This window comes from Pseudomonas sp. SWRI18 (assembly GCF_014268345.1).
Taxonomy (GTDB): Bacteria; Pseudomonadota; Gammaproteobacteria; order Pseudomonadales; family Pseudomonadaceae; genus Aquipseudomonas; species Aquipseudomonas cedrina.
In genome coordinates this window covers 33,970-51,954 of the sequence record NZ_JACCQQ010000022.1, presented here as the reverse complement: position 1 = coordinate 51,954, position 17,985 = coordinate 33,970, and the positions used below count along the sequence as shown (strand labels likewise).

Here is a 17,985-nt window from a genome sequence, read left to right as displayed (position 1 = left end):
TAGAGTGGGCCGTTATGGAAAGCTTTGGCAGTATCGAATGCTTTGTGCGCAGCGCCGAAGGGGGCAGCTTTGCCGAGGCGGCGCGACATCTGAGCCTCACTCCGGCAGCGGTAGGAAAAAGCGTCGCCAAGCTGGAAGCGCGCCTGGGAGTACGCCTGTTCCAGCGCAGCACCCGGCGGCTGACGCTGACCGAGGCCGGCAAACGGTTTCTTGAAGAAGTCAGCGCCAGCCTCACCACCATCCAGAATGCCGTCGCCAACCTGGCCAGCGCAGAAGGGCGGCCCGTGGGCACGCTCAAGGTCAGCATGGGCACGGTGTTTGGCAATCGGTATGTGGTGCCGCTGCTGGGGGAATTCATGCGCCATTTTCCGGATATCAGCCCGGACTGGCATTTCGATAACCGCCAGGTCGACCTGATCGGCCAAGGGTTCGATGCGGCCATCGGCGGTGGCTTTGAGCTGCCTCAGGGCGTCGTGGCCCGTAAGCTCACGCCGGCGCACCGAGTGTTGGTGGCCTCGCCGGATTATCTGGCGCAGCGCCCGCCGGTATTGGTTCCCGAGGATCTGGCGCGCTGCCTGGGCATTCTGATCCGCTCGCCACAAACCGGGCGCATTCGCTCCTGGCAGTTGACCAGTGCCGAGCGTGAACATAGGCCCTTGATGCTCAAGCCAGGCATGACCATGAGCGATTCCGAAGCCGCCTGCTGCGCCAGCGCGCAGGGCCTGGGCATTGCCCTGGTGAGCATGCCCATGGCCGTGCCGTTCCTCGACAGCGGCGCGGTGGTGCGGGTGCTGCCCGACTGGTACGTCGACGACGGCAACATCTCTATTTACTACGCCGAACACAAACTGCTGCCTGGCAAGACCCGAGCGTTTGTGGATTTCATCATCGAGCAGTTTGCCGAGCATCAATTGAGCCACCGGTTCAGCGCAATCTAAATGTGGGAGGGAGCTTGCTCCCACATTTGATCTCAGTGGCCGAACTTACTCGGCCAACCAATCACCTTCTTCGGCCTTGGCATCGCATAAGTCCTGATTTTAGAAGTCGACAACCCCAGCCGCACCAGCGCCTCAGCAATCGTCACCGCCGCCGTCACCCCATCCACCACCGGCACCCCGGTGCGCTGGCGAATCTGCTCATCCAGCCCGGCCATGCCGCCACAGCCCAGGCAGATCACCTCGGCTTTGTCCTCGCTGATGGCCAGCTCGGCCTGGTGCACGATGGCCTCCATCGCGGCCAGCGGATTGTGTTCCAACTCAAGCACCGCCATCCCACTGGCGCGCACCGACGCGCAGCGCTGGTACAGGCCGGCGAGTTTCAGGCGGTCTTCAATCAACGGCACCGTGCGGTCCAGGGTGGTCACCACCGAATAGGCGTGCCCCAGGAACATCGCGGTGCTGGCGGCCGCCTCGGTGATGTCCACCACCGGCACGTTCAATAATTCCTGCAGGCCCTCACGGCCGTGCTCGCCGTAGCCGGCCTGGATCACCGCATCAAACGGCTGGTCGTAAGCCATCACCCGGTCCATCACCGCGATGGCCGCCAGATAGCTTTCAAAATTGCCTTCCACCGACTCCGCGCCGAAGTAAGGCGTGAGCCCGACGATCTCGGTGCCCGGCGCGGCCACAGCGCGCGCCTGCTGGGCGATGGTTTCGGTGATAGATTCGGTGGTGTTGACGTTGACCACGAGGATACGCATGGAATGTCCCTTGATTAATGACTGACGTTATCGACTGCAATGCTTTCGCCGCTGACATCGGCGTAGAACGGCTGGCGCTTGGCAATCAGCCCGTACAGCAGTCCTGCAATACCGGCGCCAAACAACCAGGAAAAGGGCGAGACACTGGCGAACCCAGGCAACAGGGCCAGCAGGATCGCGATCAGCGCCGCAGGAGTAAAGGCCGCCACCGCACGCAGATTGACCCCACGGCTGTAGTAATAAATGCCGTTCGGGTCTTCGCTGTACAACTGCGGCACATCGATCCGGCTCTTACGGATCAACCAGTAATCGACCATGATCACCCCGTACAACGGCCCCAGCAGCGCGCCCAGGCCGGATAGGAAATACACGATCACCAGCGGGCTGTTATAGAGGTTCCACGGCAGGATCAGCACGGCTACGGCGGCGCTGATCAAACCGGCGCGGCGGAAGTTCAGGTACTTGGGCGCCAGGTTGCTCAGCACAAAGGCCGGCGCGACGAAGTTGGCCATGATATTCACCGCCACGGTGACAATCAGGAACGCCAGGCAGCCCAGGACCAGGAAGAACGTGTTCGGAATGGCGGCAATGATTTCGGTCGGGCTTTCGATCACCCGGCCATTGAGTTGGAATTGCCCACCGCACAGCAGTACGGTAATTGCGGCGAACACCAGGATATTCACCGGCAGGCCCCAGAAGTTACCGACCTGAATGGTCTTGCGGCACGGCGAGGAGCGGGCGAAGTCGCAGAAGTTGAGGATCAGCGTGCCATAGATCGACAACCACAGCGCACCGCCCGCAAAGATGTTGCGCCACATCTCGCCACCGCTGAGGGGCGTGCGGATCGACCAGGCGATGTTGCCGCCGGCCTGGAAGTACATCCAACCGGCCAACGATGCCACGGTGAGCAGGATCACCGGGCCGGCAAAGCCTTCGTAGCGCCGCACCATCTCCATGCCGTAGGCCAGGATCACCAGTTGCACCAGCCAGATCACCACAAAACAGGCCCAGCCGAGGGACGACAGGCCGAGGATCGAGTTGTGGTCATAGTCGGCAAAGCCTGGATGAATCGCCGTCAGTAACACGCGGAAAACCACCGAGGCCAGGTAGGTCTGGATACCGAACCAGGCAATCGCGATGACCGCACGGATCAGCGCCGGAATCTGCGCGCCATGGATGCCGAAACTGATGCGGCTGATCACCGGGAACGGCACGCCGGTCTTTTGTCCCATGTAGCCCGACAGGTTCATGAAGAAGTACACCAGCGCCGCGCCGATCCCGAGGGACAACAGGATCTGCCAGCCGCCCAGGCCCAATGCATACAGGCCGATGGCAAACGAGTAGTTGGCGATGTTGTGCACGTCATTGGTCCACAACGCAAAGATACTGTAGCGCCCCCAGCGTCGGCCTTCGACCTTGGTGGGCGCCAGGTCCTTGTTATGCAGGCGCGGGCTGAGCACCAACGGTCCGGGGCTGGCGGCTTGGGGGTTCAGGGCCGAGGAGGGCAGGTCCAGTGCGATGTCATTCGAGAGGCTTGTACGCATTCCGGCAGGCTCCAGCACATCTGCAGCCAGGCCGCGGATGGCAAAGTGTATGTAGGTTTTGTATTTATTGTATACAAAGCGTATTCCACCTTAAGCCACATGCGTGCCAGTTTTAAATCTACGAAAACCCGAGCTAATTTCGTTTTTGCTGGTTATTCCAATAAATTGCTGAATTCAAAGCGATATAAATTGACCGTTTGAACAGCTATTTATTTTTCGCAGGAAAAGGAATGATTAAGAAGAGCAGAAAATCCGAGAAGGAAAGTGTTACGTTTTGGTGCGCTTAAATCAGGATTGCACACACAAATGGCACTAACGGTTACACCTATGTGTACATTTTAAAAGGAAAACACAAGACAAAATGTGGGAGCGGGCTTGCTCGCGAATGCGGAGTGTCAGTGACGAAAATATCGACTGACACTCCGCATTCGCGAGCAAGCCCGCTCCCACAGTGTTTTACCGCATCAACCCTCAGGCCTTACTGATAATATTCCCCGCATGCAGCCCGCATTCCTTCTGCGTAGCCTCTTCCCACCACCACCGTCCCTCGCGCTCATGCTGGTTCGGCAACACCGGTCGCGTGCACGGCTCGCAACCAATGCTGATAAACCCACGCTCATGCAGGCTGTTATACGGCAGCTCCAGCATGCGGATGTAACCCCAGACTTCCTCGCTGGTCATCTGCGCCAGCGGGTTGAACTTGTACAAGGTGCGTTCCGGCGTCGAGAATGCCGTGTCGATTTCCAGCACGGCGACCTGGCTGCGGGTCCCCGGGCTCTGGTCGCGGCGTTGGCCGGTGGCCCAGGCTTTCACGCCGGAGAGTTTGCGGCGCAACGGCTCGATCTTGCGGATGCCGCAGCATTCGCCGTGGCCGTCGCGGTAGAAACTGAACAGGCCTTTCTCCTTGACGAAGGGTTCCAGCTTGCTCTGGTCCGGCGAGATCAGTTCGATGTCGATCTTGTAGAAGTCGCGCACCTGTTCGATAAACCGGTAGGTCTCCGGGTGCAGGCGGCCGGTGTCGAGACTGAATACCTTGACGTTCTTGTTCAGCTTCCAGGCCATGTCTACCAGCACCACGTCCTCGGCGCCGCTGAAGGAAATCCACAGGTCATCACCGAACTGGCTGAACGCCAGCTTGAGAATATCCTGGGCGGATTTGTTGGCGTAAGTCGTGGCGAGTTCAACGACGTCGAAGGCTTGGTTCATCAGGACGGTTCCTACAGGTCAGTGGCGCTGAGCGCTCTCTAGGGGGGTGATGGTATCAAAAACCGCCCTGCGTTGCGGCGGCGAGCGTGAATCGCTAGAGTTCGGCAGTCCTTTTGCTCGCTCAACCAAACAACATCTAAAACGGGAGTGTCTTGTGGAAATTGCCTGTCTCGACCTGGAAGGGGTACTGGTCCCGGAAATCTGGATCGCCTTCGCCGAAAAAACCGGTATTGAATCCCTGCGCGCCACTACCCGGGACATTCCCGACTACGACGTGCTGATGCAGCAGCGCCTGCGTATCCTCGATGAGCATGGGCTCAAGCTCGCCGACATCCAGGCAGTGATCGCCACCCTCAAACCGCTGGACGGCGCCATCGAATTCGTCAACTGGCTGCGCGAGCGCTTCCAGGTGGTGATCCTGTCGGATACGTTCTATGAGTTCTCCCAGCCGCTGATGCGCCAACTGGGTTTCCCGACCCTGCTGTGCCACCGCCTGATCACTGATCAAACCGACCGCGTGGTCAGTTACCAACTGCGCCAGAAAGACCCCAAGCGCCAGTCGGTACTGGCCTTCAAGAGCCTGTACTACCGCGTGATCGCCGCCGGCGATTCCTACAACGACACCACCATGCTGGGCGAGGCCGACCGTGGGATCCTGTTTCACGCACCCGCGAATGTGATTCGTGAGTTCCCGCAATTCCCGGCGGTGCATACATTCGAGGATTTGAAGAGCGAGTTCATCAAGGCATCGAATCGAGAGTTGAGCCTGTAGGTCATTCCGCGCGGCTGATGGCCTCTTCGCAGGCAAGCCAGCTCCCACATTTGACGGTATTCACACATCAAAAAGTGGGAGCGGGCTTGCTCGCGAAGGGGCCCGCACAGGCACTGCACATCTTCGCGCTACACCCCTGCCAGCAAGCTCTCATAAGGAATGCGCAAGCCTTCATGCAAACGCTTGATCATCGACAGACTCAACTTGCGCTTATGGTTCAGCACTTCTGAAACCCTCCCACTGGTGCCGATAAAAGGCTCCAGATCACGGGCAGTCATGCCCAGTTGTTCCATCCGAAATTTAATCGCCTCCACGGGATCAGAAGGTGGCATTGGATAATGCTCGGCCTCGTACTTCTCGATGAGAATGGCGAGGATCTCCAGCTCGTCCCCCTCGGGTGAGCCGATTTGCGCTCCCCATAGCTGTTCCACACGCGCAAGCGCCGCGGCTAGATCCTCATGGGAATGTATAGGTTTGATGTTCATCACACGGTCTCCGCGTTGATCTGATCATACTGCGCATGAGTCCCCACGAAACGTATAAACCCAAGCTGTCGCTGATAGTCGATCGCCATGATCACTCGATATTCATTGCCGCCCACGTTGAACACAACCCGGCTACCTTTGAGAATGCTTGCCGCTCTCAGCTCTGCCTTGAGCAATTGCGGTGACGGGTAATCGGCCTTTTTCATATGGCGATAAAGCTCGACTAGTGGCGTTTTGGCATCTAAATAAGCCGGATGGCTCTCCCAGAATATTCGTAGGGTAGACAGAGCGATTATTCGCATCGCTATGACCTCCCATTTTGGGAGATGATGGGTGTGCTTGGGTTGAGATGCAATCTCGGAAATAAATTCTGACGAGTAAGCAGACGCTTCATGTGATCCCTCACAAACGGCTGGTGGGCGGTCGGAGTTGGACGCTATCGCCCGGGTCATGCTCCCGTCCACAGTCGTTCTGATTCAGATCTTGTCCTGCTGTGTGGCACTACGTCCAAGCCCAAGGCGGGCTGAGCGCTACAGACTTTCCAAAGTTTGTAACAACACCCGCACCTTCGTCAGCGACTCTTGATATTCCGCCTCCCACTGTGAATCGGCGACAATCCCGCCGCCGCCCCAGCAGCAGACCTGCCCGTCCTTCACCAGCAAACTGCGAATGGCGATGGAACTGTCCATCTCCCCCCGCACGTCCAGGTACAGCAGCGAACCGCAATACAAGCCGCGTCGGGTCGGCTCCAGTTCGTCGATGATCTGCATCGCGCGGATCTTCGGCGCGCCGGTGATGGAGCCGCCGGGGAAGCTGCCGGCGATCAGGTCGAGGGCGTCTTTGCCGTCGGCCAATTGGCCGATGACGCTGCTCACCAGGTGGTGCACGTTGGGGTAGCTTTCCAGGCTGAACAGTTCCGGCACGCTCACCGAGCCGGTGCGGCAGGTTCGGCCGAGGTCGTTGCGCAGCAGGTCGACGATCATCAGGTTTTCGGCGCGGTCCTTGGGGCTGGCCAGCAGTTCGGCGGCGTTGGCGGTGTCTTCTTCAGGCGTCAAGCCACGGGGACGCGTGCCTTTGATCGGGCGGGTTTCGACGCGGCGCTTGCTGATATGAACGAAACGCTCGGGCGACAGGCTCAGCACCGCGCCGTCGTCCGGCAGGCTCTGGAAGCCGGAAAAGGGCGTCGGGCAGGCTTCGCGCAGGGCGCAATAAGCCGCCCAAGGATCACCGCTGCACGGCGCGCGAAAGCGCTGGGCGAAGTTGACCTGGTAGCAGTCGCCGGCCTGGATATAGTCCTGGATGCGCACGATGGCCTGGCGGTAAGCCTCGGCGGTGAGGTCTGGAGCCATGGGGCCGTGGAGTGTGAAGGGTGCGGGCGTTTCGAGGGGGTCAATGCTGAACACGGCGATCAAGCGTTGCCGCTCGCTGTCGGCCAGCTTAGGGTGGAACACCAGTTGGCTGGTCTGCGCCTGATGGTCGCTGATCAACGCCCAGGCATACAGTCCAAAGCGCGCATCCGGCAGGTGCAGGTCGTCCGCGGCCAGGTGCGGCATCTGTTCCAGGTGGCGGCCGAAATCGTAGCTCAGGTAGCCGATCAAGCCCCCGGCAAACGGCAGCTCATAACCCTGCGGCAGAATCGCTTCACCCAGCTGCTTGAGGTTTTTGCGCAGGCGTTGCAGGAAATCATGGCCGCTTTCGTCGGGTAAAACCGTCAACGTCGCCTGTGGCCAGGCGCTGAGCAGGTCATACCGCCCGCGTTCGGCAACCGGCCGCCCGCTGTCCAGCAGCACCGCGCCGGGCGCATGGCGAATCGCCGCAAAGTACTCGGCGGGGTTGGCCCGGTAGGGCAGTGGGTGTACGGAGCAGGTCGACATGCGCGGGTGGATCAGCTGTTGGCGTGGGGGGAGAAGATTGTAGTCCCCCCGAAGCTTTGGTCCTAGCGCGGTTTAAAATGTGGGAGCGGGCTTGCTCGCGAATGCGGAGTGTCAGTCGACTTATTCATCAACTGGCAGACTGTATTCGCGAGCAAGCCCGCTCCCACATTAGATCGGTATTCAGCCTTCCACCGGCGGAATATGCCCAAACATTTCCTGTACGAACTCCACCCGCTCTTCCGGCGTTTCCGTCACCCCGGCTGCTTTCAGCGCTTCCAGCCGCGCCTCCACCGCATGGGTGCGCAAGGTCAAGCCGCAGTCGTTGGCAATCTGGATATTCAGCCCCGGCCGCGCATTCAGCTCCAGGATCAGCGGGCCTTTCTCCTGGTCCAGCACCATGTCCACGCCGATATAGCCCAACCCGCACAGCTCATAGCAACCGGCTGCGAGCTTCATGAAACCGTCCCAGTTGGGCAACTGCACACCGTCAACCGCATTGGTGGTGTCGGGGTGTTTGGTGATGATGTTGTTCAGCCAGGTGCCGCGCAGGGTCAGGCCAGTGGCCAGGTCGACACCGACGCCGATGGCGCCCTGGTGCAGGTTGGCCTTGCCGCCGGACTGACGTGTCGGCAACCGCAGCATCGCCATCACCGGGTAGCCCATCAACACGATGATGCGGATATCCGGCACGCCTTCGTAGCTGATGCTCTTGAAGATCTGGTCGGGCACCACGCGGTACTCGATCAGCGCGCGGTCGCGGTGGCCGCCCAGGGAATACAGGCCCGTGAGGATGCTGGAGATCTGATGCTCGATCTCCTCATGGCTGATGATCTTGCCGGACACCGTGCGATAGCGCCCCTCGAAACGATCCGCCACCACCAGGATGCCGTCACCGCCGGCGCCCTGGGCCGGCTTGATCACGAAGTCGCTGCGCCCGCCAATGATCGCGTCGAGCTTGTCGATTTCCTTCTCGGTGGAGATCACCCCGTACATCTCCGGCACGTGGATGCCGGCGGCAATCGCCCGTTCCTTGGTGATGATCTTGTCATCCACGATCGGGTACAGGCTGCGCTTGTTGTACTTGAGCACGTAGTCGGCATTGCGCCGGTTGATGCCCATGATCCCCCGCGCTTCCAGGGCTTTCCAGGTCTTCCAGAGGCCGAACATTACTGGTCAGCCTTCAAGAAGGCCTTGAAACGCACCAGCTCGGTCAGGCGGTAACCGCGATAGCGACCCATGGCCAGCATGAAGCCCACCAGAATCAACAGGATCGCCGGGAAGGTAAACACGAAATACACCAACTCCGGCACGCTCATGATCAGGTGCGCCAGGGACGCGGCGAACAGCGTACCCACCGCCACTTTCAGCGCATGGGTGGCGCCGCGTTCCTCCCAGGTGATCGACAGGCGTTCGATGGTCATGGTCAGGATCACCATCGGGAACAGCGCCACCGACAAGCCGCGCTCCAGGCCCAGCTTGTGGCTGAACAGGCTGATCGCCGCGATCAGCACCACCACGAACGTCAGCACCACCGACAGCCTCGGCAGCATCTGCAGCTTCAGATGCTCCAGGTAGGAGCGCAACGACAGCCCCAGCGCCGTAATGATGGTGAACAACGCGATGCCGAAGCCCAGTTGGGTTTCGCGGAACGCCAGCGCCACCAGTACCGGCGTGAACGTGCCCAGCGTCTGCAGGCCGATCAGGTTGCGCAGGATCAGGATGACCAGCACGCCGATCGGGATCATCACCATGATCATGAACGTCTGCTGGGTTTGCAGCGGCAGGTTGTACAGCGAGTAGCCGAGGAAGTTGGAGTCGGTGCTCTCGTCCGTCAGCTTGGCCAGGCGCAGGGCGTTCATGCGGCTGTTGTCGAGGCTGAAGGTGACAGTGGCTTTCTTGCCGCCGTCGACGGTGATCAGGTTTTCATCGCCGATCCACCACAGCAGGCGGTCGGCGGGCAGGCCTTGCTCACCGGTTTCGGGGTTGAAATACAGCCAGTCATTGCCATTGAAGCTGCGCAGCCAGAGTTCCGGGGTTTGCGGCTGGTTCGCCTCCAGGCGCAGGGTGTGCACGCGCTCCACCGGGACGTGGCCGATGGAGAGCACCAGCTCGATGATCTTGGCCTTGTGCGCGGTGGACGTGTCGCCGGCCAGCAGCAGCTTGACGTTATCGTCGTTGAGGTTATTGGTGCGCTTGATGGCTTCGCTGATAAAGGTCTCGACGTCGGCCGAGTGCTGGCGAATCGGCGCGAGCAAGGCTTCGGCGGCGATTTTTTCCGGGCCTTCCACGGCGATGCTGTCACGGAAGATCGGGCCCTTGACCTTGCTCTTCTCGCCCTCGCGCTTGGTCAGCACCAGGCGGTAATACAGGGTTTGCGTGCCCTTGGCGCGGCGGGCCGACCAAGTGACCTTGCGATTGCCGTCGAGGCGGTTGACGCTGACCCCGTAGTTGTTGGAAATGAAACTTTCATTGAGGCTGACGTAGTCGCGGTTCAATGGCGGCACGAACATCTGCACCTTGACCGGGTCCTTGGCGTTGGCGACGAACTCGACTTTGGCGTCGATGTTCCACAGGTCTTCCATCGCGTCTTCCGTGACCGGGATGCCCAGCGCGAAAATCTGATAGGCCGTGATCGAAATGCCCAGTGCCACCAGGACGGCGATCAGGATTTTCAGGTGCATAGTGAGAGAGCGCATGGGAGTTACTCGGCGGTATGAGCGTCGGCGACACAGGCAGGTTTGCCTGCTGCGTATTTAAGACTGGGGTCGACCAGCGCATCAAAGCGTTTCAATGCTTCGGAGCCGATCAGCAGCGGGTATTGGAAGGCGCTGCGGTCAGTCAAGTTCACTTCGATGCTGCGTAAAGCAGTGCCCATGCAGATATCCAGGGCAATCACCGGACGGGCGGTATAGTTCTTGTCCTCATCGGGGTCGTAGTCGCCGGCGCGGCGCTTGATCTTGCTTACGCGCGCCAAGGGACGCTCGATGGGGTGGGAATGGGCGGTGTCGATGGCCAGGTAGAAGCGCACCCAGGATTCGCCGTTGCGCTTGAAGCGCTTGATATCACGGGCGCTGAGGGACGCGGTCTTGGCGCCGGTGTCCAGTTTGGCGGCGACTTCCAGGTCAATCCCGGCCAACTGGGCGTATTCGTTGAGGCCATACACGGTCTTCTCGGCGGCAACGCCAAGGCCAGGCAGCAATAGTAGACAAAACAGGGGGAGGGGCTTGAGTCTCATAAATCCTGATGCGGTGCAGTGCGATGTGTGATTCAAGGCGACCGGCATTACTGCGCAAGCTCCTTCGTGCGCCGTTTCATCTAGTGATGTCAGGCAAATGCGGCGGGCATTCTAACATGATGCTTTTTTGGCGCCAGCGCTGGCAGGCGGCCATGCCGCTGACGCACGCAGCAAGCGTTATCAGACGATTGTCGACAATGTTGATTTATTCTTTGACTAATAGGGGCTGATTGGCTAGTTTTTGCGGCATTGCTTTTAAAGGTGTCGACAATATGCTGGACCAGCTGGAATCCCCAGGGATGGCACACGACGATTCCCAGACCATGTCCGAGAACGTCTTCAGGCGGATCCAGGCCGCGATCGTCAAGGGTGAGATCGCCCCCGGCAGCAAGATTTCCGAACCGGAGCTGGCGCGCACCTATGGCATCAGTCGCGGCCCGTTGCGCGAAGCGATCCACCGCCTGGAAGGCCAGCGCCTGTTGGTCCGCGTGCCTCATGTCGGTGCGCGAGTGGTTTCGTTGAGCCACGCCGAACTGGTCGAACTCTACGAAATCCGCGAATCCCTTGAAGGCATGGCGTGCCGCCTGGCCGCCGAACGCATGACCGACGCGCAAATCGAAGAACTGCGCCAGGTGCTGCACACCCACGAACGCGACGAAGCGTTCCAGGCCGGCCTCGGCTATTACCAGCAGGAAGGCGACTTCGACTTTCATTACCGGATCATCCAGGGCGCCGGCAACCGCACCCTGACCCAGATGCTCTGCGGCGAGCTGTACCAACTGGTGCGCATGTACCGCATCCAGTTCTCCGCTACGCCCAACCGTCCACGCCAGGCCTTTGCCGAGCATCACCGCATTCTTGACGCGATTGCCGATCGTGACGGTGAACTGGCCGAACTGTTGATGCGCCGGCATATCGGCGCTTCCAAACGCAACATTGCCCGTCACTTCCCAGGCGGCGCTCCTTCATCACGAGGTGAGTCATGAGTCATTACAACAACAGCACCCCAGGCCAGCGTTTCCGTGACGCGGTCGCCAGCGAGCAGCCCTTGCAGGTCGTCGGCGCGATCAATGCCAACCACGCCTTGCTGGCCAAGCGCGCTGGTTTCAAGGCGATCTACCTGTCCGGTGGCGGGGTGGCCGCCGGCTCCCTGGGCGTGCCGGACCTGGGCATCACCGGCCTGGATGACGTATTGACCGACGTACGCCGCATCACCGACGTGTGCGACCTGCCGCTGCTGGTGGATGTAGACACCGGTTTCGGTTCCTCGGCGTTCAACGTGGCGCGTACCGTCAAGTCGATGATCAAGTTCGGCGCGGCGGCCATCCACATTGAAGACCAGGTCGGCGCCAAGCGCTGCGGTCATCGCCCGAACAAGGAAATCGTGTCGCAGCAGGAAATGGTCGACCGCATCAAGGCCGCCGTGGACGCGCGCACCGATGACAGCTTCGTGATCATGGCGCGCACCGATGCCCTGGCCGTCGAAGGCCTGGAGTCCGCGCTGGAACGGGCCGCTGCGTGCATCGAGGCCGGCGCCGACATGGTGTTCCCGGAGGCGATTACTGAATTGGAGATGTACAAGCTGTTCGCCTCCCGCGTGAAAGCGCCGATTCTGGCCAACATTACCGAATTCGGCGCCACGCCGCTGTTCACCACCGAACAGTTGAAATCTGCCGATGTTTCCATCGTACTGTACCCGCTCTCGGCCTTCCGCGCCATGAACAAGGCGGCCGAAAACGTCTACACCGCGATCCGTCGCGACGGCACCCAGCAAAACGTGATCGACACCATGCAAACCCGCATGGAGCTTTACGATCGCATCGACTACCACACCTTCGAGCAGAAGCTCGACGCGCTGTTTGCCGCGAAGAAATAACCCGTTGGTGGTTCCCTGAACAACTACAAAACTGGAGAAAAACCATGGCTGAAGCAAAAGTATTGAGTGGCGCCGGCCTGCGTGGCCAGGTTGCCGGGCAGACTGCGCTGTCCACCGTGGGCCAGGCCGGTGCCGGCCTGACCTATCGCGGCTACGACGTGCGCGAACTGGCCGCCGATGCGCAGTTCGAAGAAGTCGCCTACCTGCTGCTGTACGGCGAACTGCCGACCCAGGCGGAGCTTGCGGACTACAGCAAGAAGCTGGGCAAGCTGCGCGACCTGCCACAGGCGCTGAAAGAAGTGCTGGAACGCATCCCCGCCGACGCCCACCCGATGGACGTGATGCGCACCGGTTGCTCGTTCCTGGGCAATATCGAACCCGAGAAAGATTTCAGCGTGCAGCGCGATGTCACCGACCGCCTGCTTGCCGCGTTCCCGGCGATCATGTGCTACTGGTACCGCTTCAGCCACGACGGCCAGCGTATCGATTGCGTGACCGACGAACCGTCCATCGGCGCTCACTTCCTGCACCTGCTGCACGGCAAAAAGCCGAGCGAGCTGCATGAGAAGGTCATGAACGTGTCGCTGATCCTCTACGCCGAGCACGAATTCAACGCCTCCACCTTCACCGCGCGGGTGTGTGCGTCGACCCTGTCGGACCTGTATTCCTGCGTCACCGCCGCCATCGGCTCCCTGCGCGGCCCGCTGCACGGCGGCGCCAACGAAGCGGCGATGGAAATGATCGAGCGTTTCGGTTCGGCCGAAGAGGCCGTCGAAGGCACCCTCGGCATGCTCGCGCGCAAGGATAAGATCATGGGCTTCGGCCACGCGATCTACAAAGACAGCGACCCGCGCAATGAGGTGATCAAGGGCTGGTCGAAAAAACTCGCCGATGAAGTGGGCGATAAGGTGTTGTTCGCGGTTTCCGAAGCCATCGACAAGACCATGTGGGAGCAGAAGAAGCTGTTCCCCAACGCCGATTTCTACCATGCCTCGGCGTACCACTTCATGGGCATCCCGACCAAGCTGTTCACCCCGATCTTCGTGTGCTCGCGGCTTACTGGCTGGGCCGCGCACGTGTTCGAACAACGCGCCAACAACCGCATCATCCGTCCAAGCGCCGAGTACACCGGCGTAGAACAGCGCAAGTTCGTGCCAATCGAACGTCGCTGAATGAAGAGACCAACGATCCGGAAGTGGTAACCGAATCAAAAATGTGGGAGCGGGCTTGCTCGCGAAGGCGGTGTATCAGTCGCCAGATGTGTTGAATGACACACCGCTTTCGCGAGCAAGTCGAATCGTCGCACCGCCGCTCCCACATTTGAATCGCGTTCCAGATCAGATCCGCATCGGTCTTTCTTTTGCAACCACCGTGACCGAGTCCCGACGATGAACACTGAATTTCGCAAACCGCTCCCCGGCAGCCGCCTGGATTACTTCGATGCCCGCGCGGCGGTCGAAGCCATCACCCCCGGCGCCTACGCCACCTTGCCCTACACCTCCCGCGTACTCGCCGAAAACCTGGTGCGTCGCTGCGACCCGGCCACCCTCAACGCATCCTTGAGCCAACTGATCGAACGCAAGCGCGACCTCGACTTCCCCTGGTTCCCTGCGCGCGTGGTTTGCCACGACATCCTCGGCCAGACCGCCCTGGTCGACCTCGCCGGCCTGCGCGATGCCATCGCCTTGCAAGGCGGCGACCCGGCGCAGGTCAACCCGGTGGTGCCGACCCAATTGATCGTCGATCATTCCCTGGCCGTCGAAGCCGGTGGTTTCGACCCGGACGCGTTCGAAAAGAACCGCGTCATCGAAGACCGCCGCAACGAAGACCGCTTCCACTTTATCGAGTGGACCAAAAAGGCATTCAAGAACGTCGATGTGATCCCGCCAGGCAACGGCATCATGCACCAGATCAACCTGGAGAAAATGTCCCCGGTGATTCAGGTGCGCGACGGCGTGGCCTTCCCGGATACCTGCGTCGGCACCGACAGCCATACCCCGCATGTGGATGCCTTGGGCGTGATCGCCATCGGCGTCGGCGGCCTGGAAGCCGAGAGCGTCATGCTCGGCCGCGCCTCGTGGATGCGCCTGCCGGAAAGCGTCGGCGTGGAGCTTACCGGCAAGCTGCAACCGGGCATCACGGCCACGGATATGGTGCTGGCGCTGACCGAGTTCTTGCGCCAGCAGAAAGTCGTCGGCGCGTGGCTGGAGTTCTTTGGCGAAGGCGCCTCGAACCTGACCCTCGGCGACCGCGCGACCATCTCCAACATGGCCCCGGAATACGGCGCCACCGCGGCGATGTTTTATATCGATGCGCAAACCATCGCCTACCTCAAGCTCACCGGCCGCGAAGACGAACAAGTCGCCCTGGTCGAACAATACGCACGCCACACCGGGCTGTGGGCCGATGACCTCAAGGGCGCGCAATACGAGCGCGGCCTCACCTTCGACCTGTCCAGCGTCGTGCGCAACATGGCAGGCCCGAGCAACCCGCACGCGCGCGTCGCCACCCGCGACCTGGCGTCCAAAGGCATCAGCGGCCAGTGGGATGACGTGCCGGGGCAAATGCCCGACGGCGCGGTGATCATCGCCGCCATCACCAGTTGCACCAACACCAGCAACCCGCGCAACGTGATTGCCGCAGGGCTGCTGGCGCGCAACGCGAACAAGCTGGGGCTGACGCGCAAGCCGTGGGTCAAATCGTCCCTGGCGCCGGGCTCGAAAACCGTGGCGATGTACCTGGAGGAGGCCGGCCTGGGCCATGAGCTGGAAAAACTCGGCTTTGGCGTGGTCGCGTTTGCCTGCACCACCTGCAACGGCATGTCCGGCGCGCTGGACCCGGTGATCCAGCAGGAAATCATCGACCGCGACCTGTACGCCACCGCCGTGCTCTCGGGCAACCGCAACTTCGACGGGCGGATTCACCCGTACGCCAAGCAAGCGTTCCTCGCGTCGCCGCCGTTGGTAGTGGCCTACGCGATTGCCGGCACCATCCGTTTCGACATCGAAAAGGACGTGCTTGGCCTCGACGCCGACGGCAAGGAGATCCACCTGCAGGACATCTGGCCAAGCGACGAAGAGATCGACGCCGTGGTCAAGGCCTCGGTCAAACCAGAGCAGTTTCGCGCGGTGTATATCCCGATGTTCGCGATCCACGAAGACACCGGCCCCAAAGTCGCGCCGCTGTACGACTGGCGCCCGCAGAGCACCTACATCCGCCGCCCGCCGTACTGGGAAGGCGCACTGGCCGGTGCGCGCCCGCTCAAGGGCATGCGCCCGCTGGCGGTGCTGCCGGACAACATCACCACTGACCACCTGTCGCCGTCCAACGCGATCATGCTCGACAGCGCCGCCGGCGAATACCTGGCGAAAATGGGCTTGCCGGAAGTCGATTTCAATTCCTATGCGACCCACCGTGGCGACCATCTGACCGCGCAGCGCGCGACCTTTGCCAACCCCAAACTGTTCAACGAAATGGTGGTGGAAAACGGTAAGGTCAAGCAGGGCTCCCTGGCGCGCATCGAGCCGGAAGGCCAGGTCACGCGCATGTGGGAGGCCATCGAAACCTACATGGAGCGCAAGCAGCCGCTGATCATCATTGCCGGCGCCGACTACGGCCAGGGTTCGTCACGCGACTGGGCGGCCAAGGGCGTGCGCCTGGCCGGTGTCGAAGCGATTGCCGCCGAAGGCTTCGAGCGTATCCATCGCACCAACCTGGTGGGCATGGGCGTGTTGCCGCTGGAGTTTCTGCCGGGCACCGATCGCAAGACCTTGCAGATCGACGGCAGCGAGACCTATGACGTGATCGGCGAGCGCACCCCGCGTGCCACCCTGACATTGGTGATCAACCGCAAGAATGGCGAACGTGTCGAAGTGCCGGTGACCTGCCGCCTGGACACCGCCGAAGAAGTGTCGATCTACGAGGCGGGCGGCGTATTGCAGCGTTTTGCCCAGGACTTCCTGGAATCGGCGGCGACCGCCTGAGAGGTAACCATGGCACATGTAGCGCAAATCAAGATCCCCGCCACCTATATGCGTGGCGGCACCAGCAAGGGCGTATTTTTCAGCCTCACGGACCTGCCCGAAGCGGCGCAGGTACCGGGCACCGCGCGCGACGCCCTGTTGTTGCGGGTAATCGGCAGCCCCGATCCGTACGACAAGCAGATCGACGGCATGGGCGGCGCCACGTCCAGCACCAGCAAAACCGTGATCCTCGCCAAGAGCACCCGCGCCGACCACGACGTGGATTACCTGTTTGGCCAGGTCTCCATCGATAAGCCGTTTGTGGATTGGAGCGGCAACTGCGGCAACCTGTCGGCGGCGGTCGGCGCGTTCGCGATCAGCGCGGGGCTGGTCGACGCCGCGCGCGTGCCGCGTGACGGCGTGGCCGTGGTGCGGGTATGGCAGGCGAACATCGGCAAGACCATCATCGCCCACGTGCCGATCACCGACGGCGCGGTGCAGGAAACCGGCGATTTCGAGCTGGACGGCGTGACCTTCCCGGCCGCCGAAGTGCAGCTTGAGTTCATGGACCCTGCGGCTGAAGAAGAGGGCGGCGGTGGCTCGATGTTTCCCACCGGCAACCTGGTGGATGAGCTGGAAGTACCGGGTATTGGCACCTTCAAGGCGACGCTGATCAATGCCGGTATCCCGACCATTTTTATCAACGCCGAGGATCTCGGCTACACCGGCACCGAGCTGCAAGGCGCGATCAACGGCGACCCCAAGGCCCTGGCGATGTTCGAAACCGTGCGGGCCCATGGCGCGTTGCGCATGGGCCTGATCAAGCACCTCGACGAAGCCGCCCAGCGCCAGCACACGCCGAAAGTGGCGTTTGTGGCCAAGCCTGCCGATTACGTGGCGTCCAGCGGCAAGCCGATCAAGGCCGCCGATGTGGACCTGTTGGTGCGCGCGCTGTCCATGGGCAAGCTGCACCACGCGATGATGGGCACGGCGGCGGTAGCGATCGGCACGGCGGCGGCGATTTCCGGGACCTTGGTCAACCTGGCGGCCGGTGGTGTGGAGCGTAACGCCGTACGTTTCGGGCATCCCTCCGGCACCTTGCGCGTCGGCGCCGAGGCTACCCAGGTGAACGGCGAGTGGGTGGTGAAAAAAGCCATCATGAGCCGCAGCGCACGAGTGCTGATGGAGGGATTCGTACGCATCCCCGGCGATGCTTTCTAAAATCCCGCACGGACCAAATGTGGGAAACAGCGGAGTGCACAACTTATAAGCAGGCCATCAGACCTGCGACGATCAACCCTGATCCTGAGGATGGAACTACCCCAACCCATT

At 61.2% G+C, this 17,985-nt stretch carries 16 protein-coding genes; 7 read left to right on the top strand and 9 right to left on the bottom strand.

The window, feature by feature from the left end; genetic code table 11:
- Positions 1-14: 14 nt before the first annotated feature.
- Complete coding sequence (locus tag H0Z09_RS21660) at positions 15-938, top strand: LysR family transcriptional regulator (protein ID WP_186693346.1); 924 nt, start codon at positions 15-17, stop codon at positions 936-938.
- 32 nt (positions 939-970) lie between these two features.
- On the opposite strand, the gene H0Z09_RS21655 is transcribed toward H0Z09_RS21660, so the two are convergent.
- The 3 genes from H0Z09_RS21655 to H0Z09_RS21645 all read right to left on the bottom strand — a co-directional run bounded on the left by H0Z09_RS21655 (position 971) and on the right by H0Z09_RS21645 (position 4,449).
- Positions 971-1,699 carry an aspartate/glutamate racemase family protein gene (locus H0Z09_RS21655; RefSeq protein ID WP_186693343.1) on the bottom strand — a complete coding sequence of 243 codons (729 nt, stop codon included), beginning with the start codon at positions 1,697-1,699 and terminating at the stop codon, positions 971-973.
- Positions 1,700-1,713: 14 nt separating this feature from the next.
- On the bottom strand, positions 1,714-3,243 hold the full coding sequence (locus H0Z09_RS21650; protein WP_186693341.1) for an NCS1 family nucleobase:cation symporter-1: 1,530 nt from the start codon (positions 3,241-3,243) through the stop codon (positions 1,714-1,716).
- A 471-nt stretch (positions 3,244-3,714) separates the two neighbouring features.
- Positions 3,715-4,449, bottom strand: a complete 735-nt coding sequence (locus H0Z09_RS21645) for a phosphoadenylyl-sulfate reductase (protein ID WP_076949527.1) — start codon at positions 4,447-4,449, stop codon at positions 3,715-3,717.
- Positions 4,450-4,603: 154 nt separating this feature from the next.
- Here H0Z09_RS21645 and thrH point away from each other — a divergent pair, with 154 nt between their 5' ends.
- The gene (gene thrH / locus H0Z09_RS21640) at positions 4,604-5,221 is read left to right on the top strand and encodes a bifunctional phosphoserine phosphatase/homoserine phosphotransferase ThrH (RefSeq protein ID WP_186693339.1); all 618 of its coding nucleotides are present in this window, start codon (positions 4,604-4,606) and stop codon (positions 5,219-5,221) included.
- A 128-nt stretch (positions 5,222-5,349) separates the two neighbouring features.
- Here thrH and H0Z09_RS21635 read toward each other — a convergent pair whose 3' ends face one another.
- From H0Z09_RS21635 to H0Z09_RS21610, 6 genes are all read right to left on the bottom strand, one after another.
- On the bottom strand, positions 5,350-5,706 hold the full coding sequence (locus H0Z09_RS21635) for a transcriptional regulator (RefSeq protein ID WP_076949525.1): 357 nt from the start codon (positions 5,704-5,706) through the stop codon (positions 5,350-5,352).
- Positions 5,706-6,008: a type II toxin-antitoxin system HigB family toxin gene (locus tag H0Z09_RS21630; protein WP_186693457.1), complete on the bottom strand. Its 303-nt coding sequence runs from the start codon at positions 6,006-6,008 to the stop codon at positions 5,706-5,708. Before H0Z09_RS21630 ends, H0Z09_RS21635 begins: the two co-directional genes overlap by 1 nt.
- A gap of 228 nt (positions 6,009-6,236) precedes the next feature.
- Positions 6,237-7,580 carry an aminodeoxychorismate synthase component I gene (pabB, locus tag H0Z09_RS21625; RefSeq protein WP_186693337.1) on the bottom strand — a complete coding sequence of 448 codons (1,344 nt, stop codon included), beginning with the start codon at positions 7,578-7,580 and terminating at the stop codon, positions 6,237-6,239.
- A gap of 180 nt (positions 7,581-7,760) precedes the next feature.
- Entirely contained in the window at positions 7,761-8,747 is a 987-nt protein-coding gene (locus H0Z09_RS21620) for an alpha-L-glutamate ligase-like protein (protein WP_186693335.1), read from the bottom strand.
- Positions 8,747-10,276 carry an inactive transglutaminase family protein gene (locus tag H0Z09_RS21615; RefSeq protein ID WP_076949521.1) on the bottom strand — a complete coding sequence of 510 codons (1,530 nt, stop codon included), beginning with the start codon at positions 10,274-10,276 and terminating at the stop codon, positions 8,747-8,749. Before H0Z09_RS21615 ends, H0Z09_RS21620 begins: the two co-directional genes overlap by 1 nt.
- A gap of 5 nt (positions 10,277-10,281) precedes the next feature.
- Complete coding sequence (locus H0Z09_RS21610) at positions 10,282-10,815, bottom strand: ATP-dependent zinc protease (RefSeq protein ID WP_186693332.1); 534 nt, start codon at positions 10,813-10,815, stop codon at positions 10,282-10,284.
- 272 nt (positions 10,816-11,087) lie between these two features.
- Here H0Z09_RS21610 and H0Z09_RS21605 point away from each other — a divergent pair, with 272 nt between their 5' ends.
- The 5 genes from H0Z09_RS21605 to prpF all read left to right on the top strand — a co-directional run bounded on the left by H0Z09_RS21605 (position 11,088) and on the right by prpF (position 17,874).
- Positions 11,088-11,801: a GntR family transcriptional regulator gene (locus H0Z09_RS21605; RefSeq protein WP_076949519.1), complete on the top strand. Its 714-nt coding sequence runs from the start codon at positions 11,088-11,090 to the stop codon at positions 11,799-11,801.
- A complete protein-coding gene (prpB, locus tag H0Z09_RS21600; RefSeq protein ID WP_186693330.1) occupies positions 11,798-12,691 on the top strand; it encodes a methylisocitrate lyase in 894 nt (297 codons plus the stop codon). The genes H0Z09_RS21605 and prpB overlap by 4 nt, the downstream gene beginning before the upstream one ends.
- A 44-nt stretch (positions 12,692-12,735) precedes the next feature.
- Positions 12,736-13,863 (top strand): 2-methylcitrate synthase, encoded by a 1,128-nt coding sequence (gene prpC / locus H0Z09_RS21595; protein WP_076949517.1) that lies wholly within the window; start codon positions 12,736-12,738, stop codon positions 13,861-13,863.
- 216 nt (positions 13,864-14,079) lie between these two features.
- Complete coding sequence (gene acnD / locus H0Z09_RS21590) at positions 14,080-16,674, top strand: Fe/S-dependent 2-methylisocitrate dehydratase AcnD (RefSeq protein WP_186693329.1); 2,595 nt, start codon at positions 14,080-14,082, stop codon at positions 16,672-16,674.
- A 9-nt stretch (positions 16,675-16,683) separates the two neighbouring features.
- A complete protein-coding gene (prpF, locus tag H0Z09_RS21585) occupies positions 16,684-17,874 on the top strand; it encodes a 2-methylaconitate cis-trans isomerase PrpF (RefSeq protein WP_186693327.1) in 1,191 nt (396 codons plus the stop codon).
- Positions 17,875-17,985 lie beyond the last annotated feature (111 nt).